The organism is Ruegeria sp. G10 (assembly GCF_056533645.1).
On the sequence record NZ_JBQFOQ010000004.1, the window covers coordinates 192281 to 214039 of the forward strand.

The window sequence follows — 21759 nt, forward strand, 5'->3', positions numbered from 1 at the left end:
GCGCTGGCGCGCGCTGCGGTCACGCGCGGGGCCTGGGGTTTTGCGCTTTGTTGTAGGGGTGCCAGTTGGTAATCTCGGGGTAGTATTGCCGCCGCCATGCGCGAACGCGGGGGTTCATGACACGTCGCCACAGCGGCGGGATCATTGCCGCAACTGTCATCACAGGGTAGCCATACGGCAGTTGCGGGGCGGCGTCTTGCGAGTGATGCTGCAAGAGCGGGAACCGTCGATTGGGCTTATAGTGGTGGTCCGAGTGGCGCTGCAGGTTGATCAGCAGCCAGTTCGACGCCTTTTGTGAGGCATTCCAGGAATGGCGCGGCCGGACGTGTTCGTATTTGCCGTCGCCGAGATGCTTTCGGGTGAGGCCGTAGTGCTCGACATAGTTGACCAGCTCGAGCTGCCAGATCGCTGTTCCTGCCTGCAGCAGGAACAGGGCAAGGCCTGACCAGCCTCCGATCAATAGCGCCAGTAACAGCATTGCGCCCTGCAGCGCCCAGTAGCGCCAGAAGGGATTGGTGGGGTCGCTCCACCGCCGATCCTTGCGGGCGAGTTTGTCGCGCTCGGCCCGGAAGGCTGAGATCAGGCTCTGGCGTAGAACCCGAGGGTAGAAACGGTGAAACCCTTCATTGTAGCGGGCGGTCACCGGATCGCGCGGGGTGCCGACATAGCGGTGATGGACCAGCAGATGCTCGGACCGGAAATGGGAATAGAGCACCATGGCCAGAAGGATATCGCCCAACCAGCGTTCGAGGCGACCCTTTTGGTGCATCAGTTCGTGGCTGTAATTGATCCCGATCGTGCCGGAAATGACGCCCATGCCGAAGAACACACCGATCTTTTCCAGTGTCGACAGGTCTGACCGGGTGACGTACCAGATAAGGCCGAACAGCGTCAGGAATTGTATCGGAGCCCAGAGATTGGTCAGCAGAATGTACCAGCCCAGCCCGGTATCGGGCGTGTCGGGGTCGGCGTTTTCAAGGTTCAGTCCGGTCAACTGATCCAGTACCGCAAAGGCCCACCATGTCGACAGCGGCACCAGCAGAACCCACCAGCCTCCGGCTAGTGTGGTGGCCCAGATCAGCGGGATCAGAAGGATCGAAATCCAAAACGGCAGGGCGGACTGCCAGCGGGACAGGGTGTCAGGTGCGATCATCTTGGCGCTCGGGTCTGTTGCGGCCAGATAGCCATGATCGCGCGCGATTCACAACGCGCTATTGGCCGCGCCAAAGGGCATGGGCCTTGCGCATGACCGTTGGCAGGTCGCTGGGTCGAAACGCGTGTTTGTCGATCAGGAGCAGGTCGTCGACAGCCGTGTCTGCGGGCAGATTGGCGCTCCAGACTCGCAGAATGAGGTGGAAATGGGTGAAGGTATGGCGCACCTCGCCGGACAAAAGCTGCCAGTTTGCGGGGAACGGCGGGGCCTCGGGCGGGGTCTCGGACCATTCCGATCCGGGCCAGCCCAGCATACCGCCCAGCAGACCTTTGTCGGGGCGGCGTTCCAGCGCGAGGGCGCCATTTGCGTCTTGCGCAATGTAGACATGACCGTGGCGCGTGGGCTTGGGTTGTTTCGGTGTTTTGCGCGGCAGTTCCGGTTGTGTGCCGGCGATGCGCGCGCGGCAGGGATCACGCAGCGGGCAGATACCGCAGGCGGGAGACTTTGGAGTGCAGATGGTGGCGCCAAGATCCATCACCGCCTGGGCGTAATCGCCGGGGCGCAGGGTCGGGGTCAGCGCCGCAGCCTTGTCTTTCAGCAAAGGTTTCGACCCCGGCAACGGGTCGTGGATGTCATGGAACCGCGCCATCACGCGTTCGACATTGCCGTCCAGAACCGTCTCGGGCCGGTCGAATGCGATGGCCGAGATCGCAGCGGCGGTGTAGGGGCCGATGCCGGGCAGTTTCAGCAGCGTCTCATAGGTGTTGGGGAACTGCCCGTCGTGGTCCTGCGCCACCACGCGTGCACATTTCAGCAGGTTGCGGGCGCGGGCGTAGTAGCCCAGCCCTGCCCATTCCGCCATCACCTGATCATCATCGGCGGCGGCCAGCGCCTGCACATCCGGCCAGCGCGTTGTAAAACGGGTGAAATAGTCGCGCACGGCGGCGACGGTGGTTTGCTGCAGCATCACCTCGGACAGCCAGACGCGATAGGGATCAGGCTGCACGCCTTCGGCGCGCTGTGCAGGCCCCACGCGCCACGGCATGTCGCGGGCGTGGCGGTCATACCAGTCCAACAAAGTGGCGCTCACGCTGAATTCAGTAGACTCACGCAAGTTTTATTTATCTCCCTGTCGGGTTTTGCTGGCACCCGGTTTCCTGCCCATTACAATAGCTGCACAGGAGTTGGAAACCAGATGCAGCGCAAACGGTCCTCGACCCGCGGGTTCAAACGCACCGCGACTTTGCTGAACGACCAGATCAGGCGCGCCGGGGAAAGCCGGGGCTTTGCGGTTTCGCGTCTGCTGACCCACTGGGCCGAGATTGTCGGGCAGGACATTGCCGCGATCGCTCAGCCTGTGAAGGTGGGCTATGCCAAGGGCGGATTCGGGGCCACTTTGACGGTTCTGACCACCGGGCCGCAGGCGGCGATGCTGGACATGCAACGCGAACAGCTGCGGGACAAGGTGAACGCGGTCTATGGCTTCAACGCGATCAGCCGCGTGCGCATCACCCAGACCGCTCCGACCGGATTTGCCGAGGGGCAGGCCAGTTTTGATCACAAGCCAAAGGCAAGCAAACCCGCGATTTCACCTGAAATAGCCGCCGAGGCGGACAAAGTGTCACGCGATGTGAATGATAACGATTTGCGTGCGGCCCTTGAACGTCTCGGGCGCAACGTTTTATCCAGACAGAAACACTAAGAAAGGGCTAAGCATGAGCCGTATTGCAACCGTAATCTGTGCGGCCGTCGCCGTGGCCGCTGGCGGCTACTGGCTGTCGCTGTCGAATTCCTCGACCTCTTCCTATCCGCTGGTGGGTGCCGCCGAGGCGCAAGAGGCCGATCTGGACACCTCGACCATCGTCGAAATGGTGCAGGGGGCCGAAGATGCGCCGGTCGAGATCATCGAATATGCCTCGTACACCTGCCCGCATTGCGCAAATTTCCATCAGGGCGCGTATAAGCAGCTCAAGAAGGATTTCATCGATACCGGTAAGGTCAAATTCATTTATCGCGAGGTCTACTTTGACCGGTATGGCCTGTGGGCCTCGATGGTTGCGCGCTGCGCCGGGCCTGAGAAGTTCTTTGGCATCACCGACCTGATCTATGAAGGCCAGTCGGAATGGACCCGCGCAGGTGGCCCCGCCGAAATCGTGGACGAGCTGCGCAAGATCGGTCGTCTGGCGGGAATCGACAATGACCAGCTTGAGGCCTGCCTGCAGGACGGTACCCGTGCGCAGACACTGGTGGCCTGGTATCAGGAAAATGCCGAGCGTGACGGCATCCAGGCCACGCCATCTTTTGTGGTGAACGGCAAGAAGGTCGACAACCAGTCCTATGCCGATTTCAAGGCGCTGATCGAAGACGAACTGGGCAGCTAAGTCTGATTGGGCCAGCCTGCCAATGGCTGGCCCCGTTTCAGGGGGATGGGGCGATCTGGGCCAGCATCTCTTTGATCTTCTCATCCTGATCAATCTGCAAACGAACCGGCAGCGTCAGCACCTTGTTGCGGAACGATGCCGGAAGGCGCACGGCGTCTTTCTCGGTGGTGACCAGTTGGGCGCTGAGCGCGCGGGCCTCGTTTTCCAGCCGAGTCATGAGGGCCGAGGTTAGCGGTTGATGGTCGTCCAGCGCTTCGGCTCGCAGCAGCCGCGCGCCTTGTTGGCGCAGGGTGGCAAAGAACTTCTCTGGGTGGCCGATGCCCGCAAAGGCAAGAACCGGCGTGTCGGTCCAGTCCATACCGGTCTGCAGCGGGCGCACTTCGCCTGCGGCGTGGGGAACAGTCAGCGCGCTGTCCCAGCGGTCGGCAAACAAGGCCTGCGCCTCATCTGGTCCAAGCGACAGGACCAGATCGGCGCGTTTCAGGCCGGTGGCGACGGGCTCCCGCAACGGACCAGCGGGTAGACAAAGGCCGTTTCCGAAACCCCGTTCGGCATCGACAACGATGACCGAGAAATCCTTGGCGACCGCCGGGTTCTGAAACCCGTCATCCAGCACAATCGCCGTTGCGCCATCATCGGCGGCGGCCTGCGCGCCGGCAGCGCGGTCCTTGGCGACCCAGACATCGGCGAAGGCGGCCAGCAGCAGTGGCTCATCCCCGACCTGCGCGGCAGAGTGTTTGCCGGGGTCGACCTTGACCGGCCCTTCAAGCGAGCCGCCATGGCCACGCGTGACCACATGAGGTTGGTGCCAGATGTCGCGCAGGCGTTCGAGCATCCAGATCACCGTTGGCGTCTTGCCGGTGCCGCCCGCGTTCAGATTACCGACACAGATCACCGGCACGCCGGGATCAATGCCCGGCCCCTCGGCCACCCGCCGCGCAGTCGCCGCAGCATAGAGGCGACCCAGCGGGGCCAGCAGCCGCGCGCGCAGGTCAAGCTGATCGGGGCTTGTATGCCAGAACTCAGGTGCGCGCATCTTTGGCCCTCCGCCGGTCCAGAGTGTCTTGCACCAGATCGATCAGATGATCGGCCTGCGGGGCCCCCTCGGTCACCATTTGCCATCCGGCCAGCGCCATATCCGCCGTGCGGTCAGGTGCCAGCAGTTCGACCACGCCGTCGCCCAGCTCGGTCGCGGATTTGATCGTCATGGCAGCGTTGACCTGCCCCAGCCGGTCATAGAGGTTCTGGTGCTGGCTGACATGGGGGCCGTGAATCACCGCAGACCCCAGCGCCACAGCGACCAACGGATCATGTCCGCCCGCCCCGCGTTCCAGCGAGCTGCCCATGAACGTCACGGACGAGACGCGATGCCACAGCCCCAGATCTTCGGGCGCCGAGGACAAGATGACCTGCGTGGTATCTTCGATCGTGTGCCCTTCGTCCCAGTTGGCGCAGCGCAGGTCCATTGCCTCAAGGCGTTTGTACAACGGGGCAGCCTCGGACATATCCGCCACATGCAGCACCAGCGCGAGACGCGGCAGAAGGCGCAGTGCCTGACGGTGGGCGCTGAGGACCGAGATGAATTCTTTGTCCTGCACCCATGCAGCCAGCCAGACAGGGCGGCCCGCAAGCGCGTGGTTGGTTTCGATCAACTCATCCTCGGGCCAGGGTTGCGGGTTCGGGCTTATGTGCAACAAGGGCGCGACCGAGACCTTGGCCGACGTGACGCCCAGCCGCCTGATCTGGCGGGCAACCTCCTCCGAGGGCGCGAGGATCGATGAGAAACACTCAAGCGTATAACGCGTGATATCCGGCAGCCAGCGCCCGCCGCGCGCGGGTTTCACGTCGACGGCGGCCTCGATCAGGACCAGCGGCGTGCCTTGTTCCTGCGCGCGCGTGATGAGATTGGGCAACAGCGCGCCGCCGAACCACAGGGCCATATCGGGGCGCCAGTGCTCCAGAAAGGCGCGCGCGGCACCGGTCTGTTCGGCGGGCAGAGGGATGATCGGAAAACTGCAGCCGCCCCAATCGGACAAGTCGGCATCGGGTGGGGCGGTCATCAGCACCGACAGCCCCGGGCGTACTGGCAGCAAGCGGCGACACAGGTCATCGACCGCACGCAACCGGTCGGGTGAGCTGACATGGACCCACAACAGCTCTCCTTCCGGGCGCGGCGTGTCCGCGAAAGCGCTGCTGGGCGGGACGCCCCAGGACAACACGCGATAGGCCGCAAGGCTCAGAGATCGCGATTTGCTCATGGGGAAATTCCGCCGCTTTCCGGGTCAAGGCGGGCGTGTAGCCCGGCATGCAGGGCTGCGCCTGCTGCAACAACGCCGTTCAGACGCGGATGGGCGTTGTTGAACCGCAAAGGCTGCCCCGTACGGTCGGTGCATAACCCGCCCGCTTCACGCAGAAGCAGGTCTCCGGCGGCGATGTCCCATTCCCAGCTGGGCCGCAGGGTCAGCATCCCGTCGAAGCGCCCCTGCGCCACCAGCGCCATGCGATAGGCCAGCGAGGGGCGATAGACACGTTGAAACGCGGGCGGTTCGCCTGCCAGCCAGTGATGCGGTTTGAGATTGGGTTTTGCGGCCAGTATCTCGGCCTCGGACATTTGGGTCTGGCCCGAGACCCGGATCGGGGTCCCGTTCAATGTGGCCCCTTGGCCGCGTGCGGCTGCATATAGCAGATCGCGCAGCGGCAGGTAGATGACGGCGGCTGTGACCTCGCCATGTTCAGCGATGGCCAGCGAATGCGCCCATGTGCGCGAGCCTTCGGCAAAGCTGCGGGTGCCGTCGATCGGGTCGATGATGAACACGCGGTCGCGGGACAGGCGGTCGTCGGTATCCTCGGTCTCTTCGCTGAGCCAGCCATAGTCGGGCCGCGCCGCCTGCAGGTCGCGTTCCAGCATGGCGTTGACGGCCAGATCGGCCTCGGTCACCGGGCCTGCGCCGTCGGGTTTGTCCCAGCGCTGGGCCTGCGGGCCGGTATAGCGTGTGGCGATCTTTCCGGCCTCAAGTGCGGCGTCGATCAGCAAGGACAGGTCAGTTGCCGGCAAGGGTCATCCCTTCGATCAGCAACGAGGGCACGACGCGCGACAAGTAGGGTCGCGCATCATTGGCGGGGACGATCCGCATCAGCATGTCCCGCAGATTGCCCGCGATGGTGCATTCGTTGACCGGATGCGTGATCTCGCCGTTTTCCACCCAAAGGCCCGAGGCTCCGCGGGAATAGTCGCCGGTATTGGGGTTGATGGTCGACCCGATCATCGAGGTGACCAGCAGCCCCGTCCCCATGTCGCGCAGCAGGTCGGCGCGGCTGTGTGCGCCTTGCGTTAGGCTGAGGTTCCAGTTGCTGGGCGATGGAGGGCCAGACACCCCGCGCGCCGCGTTGCCGGTCGAGGTCATCCCCAGCTTACGGGCGCTGGACAGGTCCAGAGTCCAGCCGGTCAGAACGCCGTCTTCCACGATGGCCCGGCGCCCGGTCGCCAGACCTTCGGCGTCAAACGGGCGCGAGCCTGAAATGCGCGGGCGGTGCGGGTCTTCGATCAGGGACAGATGCGCGGGTAGCACCTGTTCGCCGAGGCTTTCCTTCAACCATGAGGCTCCGCGTGCAATGGCGGCCCCGTTGCTGGCCGCCAGCAGATGCCCGATCAGCGACGAGGAAATGCGTTCGTCGAACACAACCGGAAAGCTGCCGGTCTGTGGTTTGCGCGCGCCGACAAGTGAAACGGCGCGTTCCCCGGCGGTGCGGCCGATCTCGGACGGGCTGCGCAGATCGGATTGGAAGCTGCGGCTGTCACCGTCATAGTCGCGCTCCATCCCCGTGCCTTCGCCCGAGATGGCCACGCATGAGGTCGACCGGCTGCTGCGGGCATACCCCCCGGAAAAGCCGTTGGTCGCGGCCAAATGCACGCGATGGGTGCCATAAGCCGCCGCCGCGTCCGAGACCTGACTAACCCCGTCAATCTCAAGCGCCGCAGCCTCGGCAGCCAGCGCATCCTGCATCAGCGCATCGGCGCTGGGCTCGGGGGTCGGATCGAATAGCTCAAGCGCGTCCATGTCCCAGCTGGTGATCAGCTGATCGGGATCGGCAAGGCCGGTGAACGGGTCCTCGGGCGCTTCGCGGGCCATGGCGACGGCGCGTTCGGCCATCGCGGCCAGTGTCTCGGGGCGGCTGTCGGAACTTGAGACAATCGCTTGACGTTTGCCCAGAAAGACGCGCAGTCCCAGATCGGTTGCCTCGGAGCGTTCTGCATGTTCCAGCGCACCGCCGCGCACTTCGACCGACACGGATGAACCATCGATAACAATGGCATCCGCCGCCTCGGCTCCGGCTTTGCGGGCAGCGTCCAGCAGATCGTGGCTGATGTCTTGGGGTGTTCTGTTCATGAGGCCTCCGGGGGTCTTGATGCCTTTGACCTAGCCTCGGAGCGTTTGTGCCGCAAGGGCTGCGGCCCATTTCAGCGGCCCGCCTTGAGCGGGGCAGGCCGTCGCTGCGACCCGCCCCAGAGTGTGCGTCACTTGATCCGCTGACCGTTGGCCAGAATCTGGCCGTCTTCGGTAAACTCGATGGTCGAGTTCAGCGTATCAGGTTCTTCGCCCGGTACTGCCATCAGACCCATCATCATCCGGGCCCCCAGCGCATCGTTTTCCGAGACAAAGCCCATCCCGATCAGCGTATCCAGCAGGGCGTTTGCGCCCACCAGCTTCAGATTTGCGACACCGGATGGGGTGGGCAGACCGTCAAAGGCCTCGGTATTTGTGTTGTCGAACTTGAAATCGCCATCGCCAGTCAGTTCTGCGCCGACCAGCGAGATCAGCAATTCGTTGATCTTCAGTGAATGCAGCTCACCCGGCGCGGCGTCCGAGGTCTCCAGTTCTTCCACCGCTTCTGGGTCCATGAAATCGACCAGAACCTTGGCGGTGCCGGTGGCGTCCAGCGCAATGGTCGCCGGATCGCGGGGCAGGGCACCTGCGGGATCAAACAGGCTCCACAACACGTCGGACATGGTGAAATCGGTCAGGTTCAGGCCAAAGCCGAAGGGCTGAATTTCTTCCGATGCCTGCACCGGCACCTCAAGCTTGAGGCCGGCATTGGCCATCGCGATCTCGATCGGGAAGGGCAGGTCTGCCGTCGTGACCGCCAGCTTCGAGCTGTTCTGCACAAGGTCATAGACAAGCCGCTCGGCATCAATGCTGCCGGTGAACTTGCCACCTTCGGAACTGCTGCTCATCGAAAACGCCTCGCCCTCGGCGGTTCCGGCGACTTCGGTGTTGCCCGAGCCATAGGTGAAGGTGCCCGAGGCTGCAAAGCCTGCGCCGTAAAGGTCCTCTGCGTTGGTCACGTCGAAGCCAGGCGGGATGGTGGTATCACCGTCAAAGGCCAGATCGTTCAGTTTGCCGCTGATGCGACCGGTGTCATCGCTGTCCGGCTCGTCAAAGGCGACATCATAGGTTAGGTTGCCCGCTGTGAACTGCTGTGCAATGTCACGCATCTCACCGATTTTCATCTGCGACGAACCAGTGACCGCGTCCATCTGAAAATTCAGTGCAAGCATGTCTTTCGACACGGTTTCCTCGCCGAACTTCATCGAATCCAGCCCAAGCGTCAGGCTGTCTGCGGTATAGTCATAAGTCATCTCTTCAGGCGTGCCGGATACGACCATGTCCAACGCGTCCTGAGTGTAAAGCAGCTCGGCCGAGAATGCCTCACCATCGGCTACGCCTGAAACGGAGACCGGGAAGCTGTCAGGGAAGCCGATATTGACGGTGCCGTCGCCATTCTCGGTCAGGGTCATCTCGGGGATGCTCATGCTGAACTGACCGTCGGTGTCCGGCAGTGCCATACCCATGGTCATGTTCGCGATGGTGGTGACATTGCCAGAAGTGCTCTGGTCGCCAGTTACCTCGTAACCCATGCCACCCATATAGGCCTGCCAGTCGGCCCAGACATCGGCGGCGGTTAGATCGGCAAATGCGCCCTGAGTGGCAACGGCATATGCCAGCGCCGCGCCGCAGCTCCGGCGAAGGAAAACAGTCATAAGAGAACCCTTCTTGATCAATTTTGCCGGCATCGTCGTGCCTGTGGCGGTCAGCGTCAAGGGGCAAGGGGTGGACCAATTCCCCATTTCCGCTGTACGAGTTTACACAATTTCAAATGCAGGGAATTAAATGATGCAGATGCAAGGGAAAACCGTACTGATCACAGGGGCCAGCCGGGGTATCGGCGCCGAGGCCGGGCGCGTATTTGCCGCAGCCGGGGCCAATGTCGTGCTGGTCGCGCGCAGCCGCGATCGGATCGAGGCTTTGGCGGCCGCGCTTGGCGACAATGCAATCGCGCTGGCCTGTGATGTCAGCGATTTTGCGCAGGTCGAACAGGTGGTGGCCGATTGCGTCGACCGCTTCGGGTCGCTGGATGTGCTGGTGGGCAACGCGGGCGTTATCGATCCGATCTTCCATATGTCCAACGCCGATGTCGCGTCATGGAGCACGGCAATCGACATCAACCTCAAGGGCGTCTTCTACGGAATGCGCGCCGCCCTGCCCATCATGCGCGCGGCGGGTGGCGGTACGGTGCTGACCGTCTCGTCCGGGGCCGCCTCGAACCCGGTTGAAGCTTGGAGCCATTATTGCGCGTCCAAGGCCGGGGCCAAGATGCTGACCGAATGCCTGCATCTGGAAGAGGCGCATCATGGCATCCGCGCCATGGGCCTGTCGCCGGGCACCGTGGCCACGGATATGCAGCGGGTAATCAAGGCCAGCGGCATCAACCCGGTCAGCCAGTTGGACTGGGACGATCACATCCCCGCCGACTGGCCCGCGCGGGCGCTGTTGTGGATGTGCTCGGCGGATGCGGATGAATTCCAGGGCACCGAGATCTCGCTGCGCAATGAAGATATTCGCAAAAGGATCGGCCTTACGTGATTGACCTGACGCAAGAGGATGGTCTGTGGACCGTCACGCTGAACAACCCCGACAAGGCCAACGCGCTTACGGGTGCGATGCTGACCGAGCTGCTGCGGATCGCCGAGGCCGCCACCGAGGCGCGCGCCCTGATCCTGACCGGCGCAGGCCGCGTGTTCAGTGCCGGTGCCGATCTGGACGAGGCGCGCGCCGGGCTCGCCACCTCTGATCTGTGGGAGCGTTTGTCGGGCGCCATCGCGGCGCTGCCCTGCCTGACCGTCGCCGCGCTGAATGGCACTCTGGCCGGAGGGGCCAACGGCATGGCGCTGGCCTGCGACCTGCGCATCGCGGTGCCCTCGGCCAAGTTCTTCTATCCGGTGATGAAGCTGGGTTTTCTGCCGCAACCTTCTGATCCGAAACGCATGGCGGCGCTGATCGGTCCGGCGCGGACCAAGCTGATCCTGATGGCAGGGCAGAAGATCACCGCCGACGAGGCTTATGCATTCGGGCTGGTGGATCGGGTGGTTGAACCGGACCAGCTGATGCCAACAGCCCGCGAACTGGTGGCCGATTCCGTTGCCGCCGACCCCGCGATTGCCGCAGGGATCGCGGGGCTCTGCCCATGAGGATTGCTGCGCTGCGCCTGCGGGTGGCCGACCCGGACCGCCTTGCCGCGTTTTATCGCGATGCCCTTGGCATGTCGGTTCAGGTCGAAGGGGCCAATCGTCGCCTTAGCTACCCGGGGCAGGGGGCTGCGCTTTTGTTGACCCCGGGCGGCGGTGGCTATGCGCCTGATCGCGGGCAACGATACTGGAAGATCGGGGTCACCCTGCCGGACGTGGATATGGCTGCCGCGCAATTGCGCCAGCGCGGCGTTGCGGTCAGCGATCCGCGTCAGTTTCTGGACATCGGCTATATGTGTCACCTGAGCGATCCCGAAGGCTTTTCAATCGAATTGCTGCAACATGATTTCGAAGGCAACAGGCCCGTGGGTGCCGCAAAAGCCGATACGCCGTTTGCGGATGCCTGCATCGGTCAGATCACCCTGCGCACCGGTGATATCGCTGCCGAGGATTCCTTATGCCGCGAACTCGGGATGCGCTTGCTGTCGATGCAGGACGTCGCGCCCTACGGGTTCGACCTGCATTTCTACGCCTTCACGGATGAGACCCCGCCTAACCCCGATCCTTGGGCCGTGGAAAACCGCGAATGGCTGTGGAAACGCCCCTATACGACGCTTGAGTTCCAGCACATCGCCGGGGCGCAATTCGCGCCGGTTCCAGACTATCTTGGGATCGAAATCGAGGGGCTGAAGGCCGAACAGCAAGACGCTTTCGGCGATCCGTTGCTGCCTGCCTGATCAGCGCCCCCGCCGTTTGCCGGGGACCTTGGAGCGAAATCCGGGCGGGCGTTTGCGGACCCAGTTCAGGAATTTCTCAAGTCTCGGATGGCCGCGCAGGGCCTCGACCGTGTTGAAACTGCGGGCCAGTTCGGCCTCGGTCAGGGTCGCGTGCACCTCTTTGTGGCAGATCTGATGAAGCAGGACGGTCGGCCCGCCCTTGCCTCCTTTGAGTTTTGGGATCAGATGGTGCAGGCTGCCGCCGCCCTCGGGGATCGGGCGGTCGCAGAGCGGGCAGATCGGATCAGGGTTCGCCATAGGTGTAATCTCGCGCCGATGCGCGGGCCGGGCAAGAGGGGCGCAATGGCGCAAGCAGTGGTGATCGGTGCAGGCCCCGCAGGGCTGATGGCGGCTGAGCAACTGGCCAGTGCCGGACATCAGGTGCTGGTGGCCGACGCAAAACCCTCGGTCGCGCGCAAGTTCCTGATGGCGGGAAAATCGGGGTTGAACCTGACCAAGGATGAGCCCTTTGTCACGTTGATGAACGCCTATGGTGAGGCTGGGGCGTGGTTACGCCCCATGATCCGGGAGTTTGATGCGCAGGCGGTGACGGCGTGGGCGCAGGATCTGGGGCAGGAGATGTTTACCGGCTCGACGGGCCGCGTGTTTCCCAAGGCGATGAAGGCGTCACCCCTTCTGCGCGCATGGCTGGCGCGGCTGGAGGCTGGCGGAGTGCAGATTCGCACCCGCTGGCGCTGGGTTGGTTGGCAAGAGGATGCACTGGTGTTTGACACGCCGGATGGCGCACAGGCGCTGACCCCTGACGCCACGATATTGGCGCTGGGCGGGGCCAGCTGGGCGCGGCTGGGATCGGATGGCGCATGGGCCCCGACCCTGCAGGAAAAGGGCGTCGATCTGGCCCCATTTGCCCCGTCGAATTCGGCGCTGTCGGTGGATTGGAGCCCCTACATGCAGCCCCATTTCGGGGCCGCACTGAAATCGGTGCGCTGGTTGGCCGGTGATCTGGCCGGCCGGGGTGAGGCCACGATTTCGACCAAGGGTCTGGAAGGCGGCGGCGTGTATTCGCTGACACCTTCTTTGCGGGATGCCGCGCCGTTGTTCGTCGATCTGGTCCCGGATGTCACGGTTGAGACGTTGCAAGCACGTTTGGCAGCGAAAAAGCCGAAGGCGACCCTGTCGCATTGGTTGAAGAACACTCTGCGCCTGCCGCCGCAGAAAATTGCCCTGTTTCACGAGATGACCAAGGGCCAGACGCTGACCCAAGCTGATTGGATCACGACATTGAAACACGTGCCCATCCATCACGCAGGGCTGAGACCAATGGACGAGGCGATCTCGACCGCAGGCGGCGTGTCCCGCAGCGCGATGAACGACCGCCTGATGCTGAACGCCATGCCCGGAGTGTTCTGCTCCGGAGAAATGCTGGATTGGGACGCCCCGACGGGGGGCTATCTGCTGACCGCCTGTCTGGCCACGGGGCGTTGGGCCGGACGGTCGGCGGCGGCTTGGCTGGACGCGCGCTCAGCCTGAGCGTGCCAGCATCGCCAGACGGATCATCGCCCGTTCAACCAGCGCCATGGCAGGCGCGGTCTGACCGGCGGACCGCAGCGACAGGTCGGTATCCGTCAGCACCGTCAGCGCCGTCTGCAACTTGGCCGCACCCCAGCCCTGCGCCTGCCGCAGGATGCGGTCGCGCCGTTTGCCATAGACCGGGGGGCGCAGCCTGCCGATGCCCTGCGCGGCACCGCCGGGATCGGCGGCGCAGGCGTAAAGCGTCCGGAAATGTCGCGTCGCCCCGATACACAGCGTCACCCCATTGGTGCCCTGTGCCTGCAGCCGCCGGATCAGCGGCCCGATCTCACCGGCGCGACCCTCGGCAACTACGTTTAACACGTCATCCAACGCGGCCTCGGTCGAGCGCGGGGCGCAGGCTTCGATATCTTCAAGGCTCAGTTCGGACGCATCCCCGCGCTTGTAAAGCGCCAGTTTTTCAACCGTTTGCGTGAAATCTCCGGGGCTGAGCGACAAAGCCAACTCGCTGAGCGCCGACATCGAATCACGCGGGATGTTCTGCAATCCGGCCTGCGAGACAATCCGCTCAACCTCGGCCCGCGAGGGGGGATCGTCATAGATGCCCACCGCATAGCCGTTCGAGTGCCCCTCGAACGCCTTGCGGATTTTTGAGCTGGGCTTGAGTTGCCCCGCCGTGACGATGATCTGCGCGTCGCCTGCGGCCCAGTCTTCCAGCGCGGCAAGGATCGCGGCGGCGGCGGTTTCGGTTGCGTCTTCGACAAAGACGGCGCGTGGGCCAGGGAAAAAGCCTACAGCCTTAACCGCGTCCAGCAACAGCGCAGGATCACCGCGCAGGTCACCTCCGGGGATACGGGTCAGGCGCATTTCCTCTTCCGCGCCGGGGCCCAAAAGCGCCGTCAGAACCTGTTGCCGCTTCAGTGCGACGCGCATCGCGTCGGCCCCGTAGATCAGCAAACCGGTCTTGTCCGCGTCCGGCTTGGCAAAATAGCCGTCGGCCTCGCGCGGGTTCAGCTTCATGTGGTCAGGCCCGGGGTGGCGTAGAGGCGGGTCACGATTTGGTCCGACAGGATCACCATCAGCCGTTCCTTGGCATCCCGCTCATCGGCCAGTGTCGAGACGGTGGACCCTGCGGCAGAATATCCGACAAAATCGGCGACCGTGCCCGAAGCCAGAACTTGGCCCGTGCTGCTGGACGTCAGCGCATATTCGGCGCGTCCGTCGATGGTGTATCGCGTTGTTTCGTTCGAGGTTGTAATCGCGGCCGCGCGCGTGACGGTCGAGACATCGACGTTCAGCGCATAGTCGCTCCCCGAAGTAGCACTGCGCCCCAGTCGGCGCTCCAGATTCTGAACCAGCAGAAAACTGTCGACGGTATTGGGTGCTGAGACGGCTACTTTACCGTCTAGCGCCGCCCCTGATCCACCGGGGGCATAGACCGGCTGAAAGCCGCAGGCGGCCAGCGCCAGCGGCATGAATATAACGGTTCTGCGATCAAACGACGACATTCACGATCCGGCCCGGTACGACAATCACCTTCTTCGGTGCGGCACCTTCCAGCGCCTTTTGCACAGCTTCGGTGCTGAGCGCGATTTTTTCAACCTCGTCCTTGTCCAGATCTTTCGCCACGCTGATTTCCGCACGGCGCTTGCCGTTGATCTGGATCGGCAAGGTGACCGTGTCGTCGATCAGCATCGCTTCGTCCGCTACGGGCCAGGGTGCGGTTGCGACCAAGCCTTCGCCACCCAGCATCTGCCAAAGTTCTTCGGACAGGTGTGGCGTCATTGGTGACATCAGTTGGGCCAGCGTTTTGGCGGCTTGGCGTTTGGCGTCTGTGCCCGCTTTGGACTTGGCCAATGTGTTGGTAAACGCATAGAGCTTGGCGATCGACGCGTTGAAACCAAAGGATTCGACGCCCCCGGACACATCGTGGATGGCCTTATGCATCTCGCGCAGCAGGGGCTCATCCTCGGCATTGGCAGGCGCGCTCGATTCGGCAATCTCGGACGCGATGCGATACACGCGGCTGAGGTGTTTGAACGCTGCCTCGGCACCGGAGGCAGTCCATTCCACATCCCGTTCAGGCGGCGAATCAGACAGGACGAACCAACGGGCGGTGTCAGCCCCAAAGGCCGAGATAATGCTGACCGGGTCCACCACGTTCTTCTTGGATTTGGACATTTTGGCCGAGGGGATGATCTCGACCTCGGTGCCGTCGGCCAGTTTGCCGTCGGTAACGTCCTCGGGCAGGTGATAGACCGGGCGGCCATTGGCGTCGCGGGTCTGGTAAATTTCGTGCGTCACCATGCCCTGCGTGAACAGCGCATCGAACGGTTCGATGGCTTTCTTCGGCAGATGTCCGGTGATGTTCATCGCGCGGGCGAAGAAGCGAGAATAGAGCAGGTGCAGAATCGCGTGCTCGATTCCGCCGATATACTGGTCGACATTCATCCAGTACTCGGCTTCGGCCAGATCGGTCGGAGTTTCGGCGCGTGGCGCGGTGAAGCGGGCGAAATACCATGACGAATCGACGAACGTGTCCATCGTGTCGGTTTCGCGCTTGGCCGGGGCACCGCATTTCGGGCAGGCGCAGTCGCGCCATGTCGGGTGACGGTCCAGCGGGTTGCCGGGTTTGTCGAAGGTGACATCATCGGGCAGGCGAACGGGCAGGTTCTCTTTCTTCTCGGGTACCACGCCGCAGGCGTCGCAATGCACGACGGGAATCGGACAGCCCCAGTAGCGCTGGCGGCTCAGGCCCCAATCACGCAGGCGGTATTTGGTGACGCCTTCGCCCCAACCGGCTTTTTCGGCGAAATCGACGGTGGCATTGATGGCCTCGTCGCCGGTCGCTTCGGTCAGACCCGCGAAATGGTTGACCCAGCGGACCTTCTCGGTTTTCGGCGGGACGAACGCGATCTTGTCGACCGGAGTGTCATCGTCGAGTGCGAAGAAGGTATCAACAACCGGCAACCCATATTTGCGGCAGAAATCGAGGTCACGCTGGTCATGCGCCGGGCAAGCAAAGATCGCGCCGGTGCCGTAGTCCATCAGGATGAAGTTCGCGATCCAGACCGGCAGTTCCCAATTCGGGTCCAGCGGGTGCTTGACCCGGATGCCGGTGTCATAGCCCAGCTTTTCGGCAGTTTCGATGGCCTCCTCGGTGGTGCCACCCTTGCGGCATTCGGCCACGAATTCAGCGACTTCCGGGTTTTCAGCCTCAAGCTGCTTGGCAATCGGGTGATCCGGTGAAATGCCGACAAAAGACGCGCCCAGCAGCGTGTCGGGGCGAGTCGTATAGACGGTGATTGGCTCACCGCCATCGGTGCGTTCAAAGCCGAATTGCAGACCGCGCGACTTGCCGATCCAGTTTTCCTGCATCAACCGGACTTTGGCGGGCCAGTTGTCCAGAGTATCCAACGCGTCCAGAAGTTCCTCGGAATAATCCGAGATCTTAAAGAACCACTGCGTCAGCTCGCGACGTTCTACCAAAGCGCCCGAGCGCCAGCCGCGCCCGTTTTCCACCTGCTCGTTGGCCAGAACGGTCATATCGACCGGGTCCCAGTTCACCACGGCGTTCTTGCGATAGACCAAACCGGCCTCAAGCATATCCAGAAACAAAGCCTGCTGCTGGCCGTAATACTCCGGATCACAGGTGGCGAATTCGCGCGACCAGTCGATCGAGAGGCCCAGAGGTTTCATCTGCCCGCGCATGTCGGCGATGTTGCCATAGGTCCAGTCTTTGGGGTGACCGCCAATGGCCATCGCGGCGTTCTCGGCAGGCATCCCGAAGGCATCCCAACCCATCGGGTGCAGCACGTTATGGCCGGTCGCCAGTTTGTGCCGCGCGATCACGTCGCCCATCGTGTAGTTGCGCACGTGGCCCATGTGAATGCGGCCCGACGGGTAGGGGAACATTTCAAGCACATAGTATTTCGGCTTGTCCGCCTTGTGGTTGGCGGTGAAGATTCCGGCCTTGTCCCAGGCCTCTTGCCATTTTGCTTCGATTTCGGTGGCCGAGTAGCGCGACATCGTGCGGTCCTTCGTGAATGAAAACGCCGGGACAGAGCCCGGCGTGGTATTAGAGTGATTTCCGGCGGGTTACTAGAACTTGTTGTCCGCAATCCGTAGCTGCCGCGCGCGGGACAGGATCGCGTCCTCGACCGCGCGGCTGGTTGCAGCACTGACCGGAGCCCCTCCGCTGGTCTGCAGCGACACCGACAGCGAACGGGCTGCAAGGGCGGGGTCGCTGATATGAACGGTTGCGCGATATTGCCGTCCGCCACCCGGGGGGGTGCCATATCCGGTGACGATCACGCCTGTGAAGGGATCAACTTCTTGGATTGGCAGGAAATTCAGAACATCCAGCGAAGCAGACCACAGATAGCGATTGACCTGAGTGACCTGTTCGTTCGTGTTGGGGCCGAAGACGTCCCAAATTGTAGCACGCTCGGGATCATTCAGTTCGCGCTCTTCAGTATTTCCGCCAATGCGGCCCTCATTTGCCGAGCGCGGGTTGTCTCGAAACGCGTTGCAGGCCGAAAGGGCAGCAGTTGCCATGATCAAGCAAGAAATCGTCAGCGTGCGCATGGTCGGCAGGTCCTGTATCACTCGTTGGGACATCATCGCGAAACACTCCTAGAGAAGGTCTGGCGCGGCAACAAGCTTAATCTTCGCTGGCGATCACGCGCGGCGCGGTCGAAGGGGGCCAAATCTGACTGTGGCATCCTTGCACCAATTCGGGCTGAAAGAGGTCAGAGCGTTTATGCCAAGCTTGCGCAATGGGGGCAAAAAAAGCGAAACGGTGTCCGTGCTGAGACGCTTGCTTTGCATGTGTCGAGTAGAAAAACTTTGAAACCGAGGGAAACAAGATGAAAAAAGTTCTCTTCGCAACTACCGCGCTGGTCGCGACCGCCGGTGTTGCTTCCGCAGAAATCAACTTTAGCGGTTTTGGTCGCTTTGGTATCCAGTATATCGAAGACAACGCCACCACCGAGATCGTTGAAGACACCAACACCATTTCTGGTGACACCGAGCGTTCGGTTGTAACCACCGACGAAGATGACGCGTTCCTGGAATCGCGCTTCCGTCTGAACATCGACGGTAACGCAGAAACCGACGGCGGCGTGGCATTCTCGGCACGTGTTCGTCTGCAAGCTGACGACAATGCTGACGGGTCGGCAAGCTCGGCTGGTCTGAACGGCGCGCGCTTCACCACCGAATATGGCGGTCTGCGTGTTGACGTTGGCAACATCGCCGGCGTGATCGACAACCTGCAAGACTACTACGGCTTCGAGCCGGGCCTGACCCTGTTCACCGGTCAGTACGTTGGTAACGACTTCGCGTTTGACGCTTACACCTCGACCGGTTCGGGCGAAAACGGTGTTTACGCCGGTTACACCTTCGGCGGCTTCACCATCGCTGCTTCGTACTCGGGTGATGACTCGAGCGACGACTACGAAATCATCGCAGACGATTTCGTTTGGGAAACCGGTGACTCCGAACAGTGGGGCATCAGCGCATCTTACGCAGCTGACAACTGGGGTGTTGCAATCGGTTATGCCGAAACCAACGATCTGACCGTTGACATTGCAGAAATCAACGCTGACGGGACCATTAATGATACTACCCTGCTCGCGGATGATCTAGACGCAGACGCTGACATGGTTGTTCTGACCGGTAACGTTTCGTTCGGTGATCTGACCGTGACCGCTCTGGTTGGTAACGAAAGCTCGGACGGCGACCCGGATGACCTGGTGTTTGACACCTTCTGGGGTCTGTCGGCGAACTACAACGTTGGCGCAGCTACTCAGGTTATCTTCTCGTACGGTGACGGTAACGCTGAATTCGACACCCAAGCCTTTGGCCTGGGCGCGATCTATGACCTGGGCGGCGGTGTATCGCTGCGTGGCGGCGTAGGCACCAACCGCGTTGGCGACGGCGACCGCTTCACCGTTGCTGACCTGGGTGTTCAGTTCAGCTTCTAAGCTGATCTAAACCGCAAGGTTCAGGGGCAGGCCTTTTGGCCTGCCCTTTTCTTTTGTGCCCACATGGTGTTTTTCTGCGCCAACCACAAAGACGAGGGCCCTATGTCGCTGCAAGAAATCACCGACCGCATTGCCAAAGCCGAAGCTGCCGCGGGGCGTGCAGTTGGATCGGTACATTTGATCGCCGTGTCCAAGGTGCAGCCCAATGAACGGGTCGAGGCGGTTCTGAACCAGGGGCACAGGTGTTTCGGAGAGAATCGTGTTCAGGAGGCGGCCGGGAAATGGCCTGCATTCCGGGAACAGTTTTCCGACGTTCAGCTCCATCTAATCGGGCCCTTACAAACGAACAAGGCGCGGCAGGCAATAGAGCTTTGCGACGCCATTCATTCACTCGACCGCCCGAAACTGGCGAAAACGCTGGCTCGGCTCGCGCAGGAAGTTGGATCCTGTCCGGACCTGTTCATTCAGGTCAATACAGGTGAAGAAGAGCAAAAGGCAGGCATACTACCTGCTGATGCTGACGCGTTTGTGTCCGAGTGTCGGGCGTTGGACTTGCCTGTGCGTGGGCTCATGTGTCTGCCCCCGGTCGATGAAGAACCTGCGCTCCACTTTGCCTTGCTGAGCAAGATCGCTGAACGCAATGGTCTGGACGGCCTCTCGATGGGTATGAGCGGCGATTTCGAATCTGCGATCGCTCTGGGCGCAACCCATGTCCGGGTCGGGTCCGCTATTTTCGGCGAGCGGATCGGACCCCGGGGATAGTCAGCCGCGTGCCGGGGGCGATGTTTTTAGCGATCCATCTCAGGTGATCGCGCCGGAATGCAACACAGCCCTCGGTCGGATAGCGTGGTCGACGCCACTGATGCAGGAAGATGGCAGAGCCGTGGCCGGGCTTCGCATCAGGCCAGTTCCAATCCGTGATCAGGATAAGATCATAAAGCGGATCGGCGCGCTGCAGCCGCTCGTGACTGAATGCGTAAGGGGCTCGGACGAGAGTGTTATAGGCCTTATCGTGCCCGTCATCTGACCAAAGATCACCCGGACCAATCGGTCGGGCCCAAGCAGCAGGTCGCGCCATGCGATCCGCACGATAGAGCATTCCGACAATGTGGTGGGTTCCGACCGGCGTCGCGCCATCACCTTCGCGCTTTGTTGTGCTCAACCCGCCTTTGCCGATAGCACAAGGAAAGATGCGACCTGCAAAGCGGATACCACGTGGCGTCAGAACAAGGTCGTCCGGTGTCACAGTAGATGACCCGATTTAGCAGCTTTCGTGGCCAGATACCCGCGATTGTGGTCGGTTTCACCAACCTTCAGAGGGACGCGTTCCGTGACGGCGATCCCGGTCCGCTCCATCATTGCGATCTTGGCAGGGTTGTTGGTCAACAGCCGCACCGAATTGAAACCAAGCGATTTCAGGATGTCAGAACCCAGCCGGAAATCCCGTTCATCATCCTCAAAGCCCAGCCGATGGTTGGCTTCGACCGTGTCAAAGCCCTGATCCTGCAGGAAATAGGCCCGCATCTTGTTGGCCAGCCCAATCCCGCGCCCCTCTTGATTAAGATACAACAGAACGCCCGCCCCTTCGGTTCCCATCTGCGCAAGAGCGCCGCGCAACTGCGGGCCGCAATCACATTTCAGGCTGCCCATCAGGTCACCGGTGAAGCAGGCCGAATGCAGCCGTGCGAGAACTGGTTTGTCTCGATCAGGGCGCCCGATCTCGACGGCGTAATGCTCTTCGCCGCCATCTTCGGGGCGGAAAACATGCAGTCGCCCGGCCTCGGACACTTCCATCGGCAGCCGGGCCGCGACCACGGGGTGCAGGGCGCTGCGATCTGCCAGATGCGGCGCGGCGCGGGTGTGGTCGACGCAGGTCAGGCTGTGGGTAGCGGCGAATGTGCGGCCATCTTCGACAGGGACGACCACAGCAGCAGGCAGCAGCCGGGCTGATTTGGTCAACGCGATTGCAATCCGATGCAGATTGGCGCTGCCGTGCCGCTCGGTCATGAGCGGGCCTTTCATCGGTGCGCTCAGGTCATCTGACGGATCGGCAACCGCCTGGACCCAACTCAGATCCACGTCTGCAGGTATCATGATGCGCGCCAGATCTCCGTCATAGGCACGCGCTTTCAGTGTTTCTGCACGTCGGACCGTGACCGCCACCACGGGTGCGCCGCCCAAACCTCGTAGATCGGCCAAGCGTTGCGGGCTGAGCGTTTCCGAGGCCAGCGCAAGAACGCTGAATCCGGTATCATCGATCAGAACCACCGGTACGCCCATGCGCAGATCAGCCCGCGCGCGCGCCAGCAGCTCGGTGATGTCGGGAAAGAGACTCATGCATGTTACCCTGTAACGATCCGGCCTTTTCCTAACCTGATGATGCAGGAATGTGAAACAATTCCTATCACTCAGACACGAGGGCGTGAGACCATTGCAGCAAAGCTTGCTG

At 62.2% G+C, this 21759-nt stretch carries 22 protein-coding genes; 8 read left to right on the forward strand and 14 right to left on the reverse strand.

Annotation, left to right across the window (positions count from 1 at the left end; all coding sequences use genetic code 11):
• Positions 1–19: 19 nt before the first annotated feature.
• Positions 20–1153, reverse strand: coding sequence for an alkane 1-monooxygenase (locus ACR0KM_RS09530; RefSeq protein ID WP_480858832.1), 1134 nt, complete (start codon positions 1151–1153; stop codon positions 20–22).
• A 58-nt stretch (positions 1154–1211) separates the two neighbouring features.
• Complete coding sequence (gene mutY, locus ACR0KM_RS09535) at positions 1212–2243, reverse strand: A/G-specific adenine glycosylase (protein ID WP_480858834.1); 1032 nt, start codon at positions 2241–2243, stop codon at positions 1212–1214.
• Positions 2244–2348: 105 nt separating this feature from the next.
• Here mutY and ACR0KM_RS09540 point away from each other — a divergent pair, with 105 nt between their 5' ends.
• Both ACR0KM_RS09540 and ACR0KM_RS09545 read left to right on the forward strand, forming a co-directional pair.
• Positions 2349–2855, forward strand: a complete 507-nt coding sequence (locus ACR0KM_RS09540; protein ID WP_480824509.1) for a DUF721 domain-containing protein — start codon at positions 2349–2351, stop codon at positions 2853–2855.
• A 13-nt stretch (positions 2856–2868) separates the two neighbouring features.
• Positions 2869–3534, forward strand: coding sequence for a DsbA family protein (locus tag ACR0KM_RS09545; RefSeq protein WP_480824511.1), 666 nt, complete (start codon positions 2869–2871; stop codon positions 3532–3534).
• A gap of 37 nt (positions 3535–3571) precedes the next feature.
• Here ACR0KM_RS09545 and lpxK read toward each other — a convergent pair whose 3' ends face one another.
• From lpxK to ACR0KM_RS09570, 5 genes are all read right to left on the reverse strand, one after another.
• Entirely contained in the window at positions 3572–4570 is a 999-nt protein-coding gene (gene lpxK, locus ACR0KM_RS09550; protein ID WP_480858836.1) for a tetraacyldisaccharide 4'-kinase, read from the reverse strand.
• Positions 4557–5792, reverse strand: coding sequence for a 3-deoxy-D-manno-octulosonic acid transferase (locus ACR0KM_RS09555; protein ID WP_480858837.1), 1236 nt, complete (start codon positions 5790–5792; stop codon positions 4557–4559). Before ACR0KM_RS09555 ends, lpxK begins: the two co-directional genes overlap by 14 nt.
• Positions 5789–6589: an inositol monophosphatase family protein gene (locus ACR0KM_RS09560; RefSeq protein WP_480824517.1), complete on the reverse strand. Its 801-nt coding sequence runs from the start codon at positions 6587–6589 to the stop codon at positions 5789–5791. Before ACR0KM_RS09560 ends, ACR0KM_RS09555 begins: the two co-directional genes overlap by 4 nt.
• Positions 6576–7922 (reverse strand): TldD/PmbA family protein, encoded by a 1347-nt coding sequence (locus ACR0KM_RS09565; protein WP_480858839.1) that lies wholly within the window; start codon positions 7920–7922, stop codon positions 6576–6578. The genes ACR0KM_RS09560 and ACR0KM_RS09565 overlap by 14 nt, the downstream gene beginning before the upstream one ends.
• A gap of 128 nt (positions 7923–8050) precedes the next feature.
• Positions 8051–9574 (reverse strand): DUF2125 domain-containing protein, encoded by a 1524-nt coding sequence (locus tag ACR0KM_RS09570; protein ID WP_480858841.1) that lies wholly within the window; start codon positions 9572–9574, stop codon positions 8051–8053.
• A 133-nt stretch (positions 9575–9707) separates the two neighbouring features.
• Here ACR0KM_RS09570 and ACR0KM_RS09575 point away from each other — a divergent pair, with 133 nt between their 5' ends.
• The 3 genes from ACR0KM_RS09575 to ACR0KM_RS09585 are packed head-to-tail and all read left to right on the forward strand — an operon-like array spanning position 9708 to position 11796.
• Entirely contained in the window at positions 9708–10457 is a 750-nt protein-coding gene (locus tag ACR0KM_RS09575; RefSeq protein WP_480858949.1) for an SDR family oxidoreductase, read from the forward strand.
• Entirely contained in the window at positions 10454–11062 is a 609-nt protein-coding gene (locus tag ACR0KM_RS09580) for an enoyl-CoA hydratase/isomerase family protein (RefSeq protein ID WP_480824523.1), read from the forward strand. The genes ACR0KM_RS09575 and ACR0KM_RS09580 overlap by 4 nt, the downstream gene beginning before the upstream one ends.
• A complete protein-coding gene (locus tag ACR0KM_RS09585) occupies positions 11059–11796 on the forward strand; it encodes a VOC family protein (RefSeq protein WP_480858843.1) in 738 nt (245 codons plus the stop codon). The genes ACR0KM_RS09580 and ACR0KM_RS09585 overlap by 4 nt, the downstream gene beginning before the upstream one ends.
• Here ACR0KM_RS09585 and ACR0KM_RS09590 read toward each other — a convergent pair whose 3' ends face one another.
• Positions 11797–12093: an HNH endonuclease gene (locus ACR0KM_RS09590; protein ID WP_480731486.1), complete on the reverse strand. Its 297-nt coding sequence runs from the start codon at positions 12091–12093 to the stop codon at positions 11797–11799. It abuts the gene before it with no gap.
• Positions 12094–12138: 45 nt separating this feature from the next.
• Here ACR0KM_RS09590 and ACR0KM_RS09595 point away from each other — a divergent pair, with 45 nt between their 5' ends.
• Complete coding sequence (locus tag ACR0KM_RS09595; protein WP_480858846.1) at positions 12139–13326, forward strand: TIGR03862 family flavoprotein; 1188 nt, start codon at positions 12139–12141, stop codon at positions 13324–13326.
• Here ACR0KM_RS09595 and holA read toward each other — a convergent pair.
• The 4 genes from holA to ACR0KM_RS09615 all read right to left on the reverse strand — a co-directional run bounded on the left by holA (position 13318) and on the right by ACR0KM_RS09615 (position 17913).
• Positions 13318–14346 carry a DNA polymerase III subunit delta gene (gene holA / locus ACR0KM_RS09600; RefSeq protein WP_480858848.1) on the reverse strand — a complete coding sequence of 343 codons (1029 nt, stop codon included), beginning with the start codon at positions 14344–14346 and terminating at the stop codon, positions 13318–13320. The genes ACR0KM_RS09595 and holA overlap by 9 nt on opposite strands.
• The gene (gene lptE / locus ACR0KM_RS09605) at positions 14343–14834 is read right to left on the reverse strand and encodes an LPS assembly lipoprotein LptE (RefSeq protein WP_480824533.1); all 492 of its coding nucleotides are present in this window, start codon (positions 14832–14834) and stop codon (positions 14343–14345) included. The genes holA and lptE overlap by 4 nt, the downstream gene beginning before the upstream one ends.
• Positions 14821–17355, reverse strand: coding sequence for a leucine--tRNA ligase (gene leuS, locus ACR0KM_RS09610; RefSeq protein WP_480858850.1), 2535 nt, complete (start codon positions 17353–17355; stop codon positions 14821–14823). The genes lptE and leuS overlap by 14 nt, the downstream gene beginning before the upstream one ends.
• Before the next feature lie 72 nt (positions 17356–17427).
• Positions 17428–17913 (reverse strand): DUF3576 domain-containing protein, encoded by a 486-nt coding sequence (locus tag ACR0KM_RS09615; protein ID WP_480824591.1) that lies wholly within the window; start codon positions 17911–17913, stop codon positions 17428–17430.
• A 281-nt stretch (positions 17914–18194) separates the two neighbouring features.
• Between ACR0KM_RS09615 and ACR0KM_RS09620 the strand changes: the two genes are divergently transcribed.
• Together ACR0KM_RS09620 and ACR0KM_RS09625 are read left to right on the forward strand one after the other, a co-directional pair.
• Positions 18195–19310, forward strand: coding sequence for a porin (locus tag ACR0KM_RS09620; protein ID WP_480824537.1), 1116 nt, complete (start codon positions 18195–18197; stop codon positions 19308–19310).
• Between the two features lie 102 nt (positions 19311–19412).
• Positions 19413–20072 carry a YggS family pyridoxal phosphate-dependent enzyme gene (locus ACR0KM_RS09625; RefSeq protein WP_480858851.1) on the forward strand — a complete coding sequence of 220 codons (660 nt, stop codon included), beginning with the start codon at positions 19413–19415 and terminating at the stop codon, positions 20070–20072.
• Here the strand turns inward: ACR0KM_RS09625 and ACR0KM_RS09630 are convergent.
• Together ACR0KM_RS09630 and ribA are read right to left on the reverse strand one after the other, a co-directional pair.
• Positions 20038–20556: a L,D-transpeptidase family protein gene (locus ACR0KM_RS09630; RefSeq protein WP_480858853.1), complete on the reverse strand. Its 519-nt coding sequence runs from the start codon at positions 20554–20556 to the stop codon at positions 20038–20040. The two genes, ACR0KM_RS09625 and ACR0KM_RS09630, sit on opposite strands and share 35 nt — an antisense overlap.
• Positions 20553–21647 carry a GTP cyclohydrolase II gene (gene ribA / locus ACR0KM_RS09635; protein WP_480858855.1) on the reverse strand — a complete coding sequence of 365 codons (1095 nt, stop codon included), beginning with the start codon at positions 21645–21647 and terminating at the stop codon, positions 20553–20555. Before ribA ends, ACR0KM_RS09630 begins: the two co-directional genes overlap by 4 nt.
• Between the last annotated feature and the right edge of the window lie 112 nt (positions 21648–21759).

What these genes read in the sequence shown, in the direction of transcription:
- ACR0KM_RS09565 (WP_480858839.1), bottom strand. Translation starts at nt 7,922, where the DNA reads ATGAACAGAACACCCCAAGACATCAGCCACGATCTGCTGGACGCTGCC.
- ACR0KM_RS09585 (WP_480858843.1), top strand. Translation starts at nt 11,059, where the DNA reads ATGAGGATTGCTGCGCTGCGCCTGCGGGTGGCCGACCCGGACCGCCTT.
- lptE (WP_480824533.1), bottom strand. Translation starts at nt 14,834, where the DNA reads ATGTCGTCGTTTGATCGCAGAACCGTTATATTCATGCCGCTGGCGCTG.
- leuS (WP_480858850.1), bottom strand. Translation starts at nt 17,355, where the DNA reads ATGTCGCGCTACTCGGCCACCGAAATCGAAGCAAAATGGCAAGAGGCC.
- ACR0KM_RS09620 (WP_480824537.1), top strand. Translation starts at nt 18,195, where the DNA reads ATGAAAAAAGTTCTCTTCGCAACTACCGCGCTGGTCGCGACCGCCGGT.
- ACR0KM_RS09625 (WP_480858851.1), top strand. Translation starts at nt 19,413, where the DNA reads ATGTCGCTGCAAGAAATCACCGACCGCATTGCCAAAGCCGAAGCTGCC.
- ACR0KM_RS09615 (WP_480824591.1), bottom strand. Translation starts at nt 17,913, where the DNA reads ATGCGCACGCTGACGATTTCTTGCTTGATCATGGCAACTGCTGCCCTT.
- ACR0KM_RS09595 (WP_480858846.1), top strand. Translation starts at nt 12,139, where the DNA reads ATGGCGCAAGCAGTGGTGATCGGTGCAGGCCCCGCAGGGCTGATGGCG.
- ACR0KM_RS09530 (WP_480858832.1), bottom strand. Translation starts at nt 1,153, where the DNA reads ATGATCGCACCTGACACCCTGTCCCGCTGGCAGTCCGCCCTGCCGTTT.
- lpxK (WP_480858836.1), bottom strand. Translation starts at nt 4,570, where the DNA reads ATGCGCGCACCTGAGTTCTGGCATACAAGCCCCGATCAGCTTGACCTG.
- ribA (WP_480858855.1), bottom strand. Translation starts at nt 21,647, where the DNA reads ATGAGTCTCTTTCCCGACATCACCGAGCTGCTGGCGCGCGCGCGGGCT.
- ACR0KM_RS09540 (WP_480824509.1), top strand. Translation starts at nt 2,349, where the DNA reads ATGCAGCGCAAACGGTCCTCGACCCGCGGGTTCAAACGCACCGCGACT.
- ACR0KM_RS09590 (WP_480731486.1), bottom strand. Translation starts at nt 12,093, where the DNA reads ATGGCGAACCCTGATCCGATCTGCCCGCTCTGCGACCGCCCGATCCCC.
- ACR0KM_RS09575 (WP_480858949.1), top strand. Translation starts at nt 9,708, where the DNA reads ATGCAGATGCAAGGGAAAACCGTACTGATCACAGGGGCCAGCCGGGGT.
- ACR0KM_RS09570 (WP_480858841.1), bottom strand. Translation starts at nt 9,574, where the DNA reads ATGACTGTTTTCCTTCGCCGGAGCTGCGGCGCGGCGCTGGCATATGCC.
- holA (WP_480858848.1), bottom strand. Translation starts at nt 14,346, where the DNA reads ATGAAGCTGAACCCGCGCGAGGCCGACGGCTATTTTGCCAAGCCGGAC.
- ACR0KM_RS09545 (WP_480824511.1), top strand. Translation starts at nt 2,869, where the DNA reads ATGAGCCGTATTGCAACCGTAATCTGTGCGGCCGTCGCCGTGGCCGCT.
- ACR0KM_RS09555 (WP_480858837.1), bottom strand. Translation starts at nt 5,792, where the DNA reads ATGAGCAAATCGCGATCTCTGAGCCTTGCGGCCTATCGCGTGTTGTCC.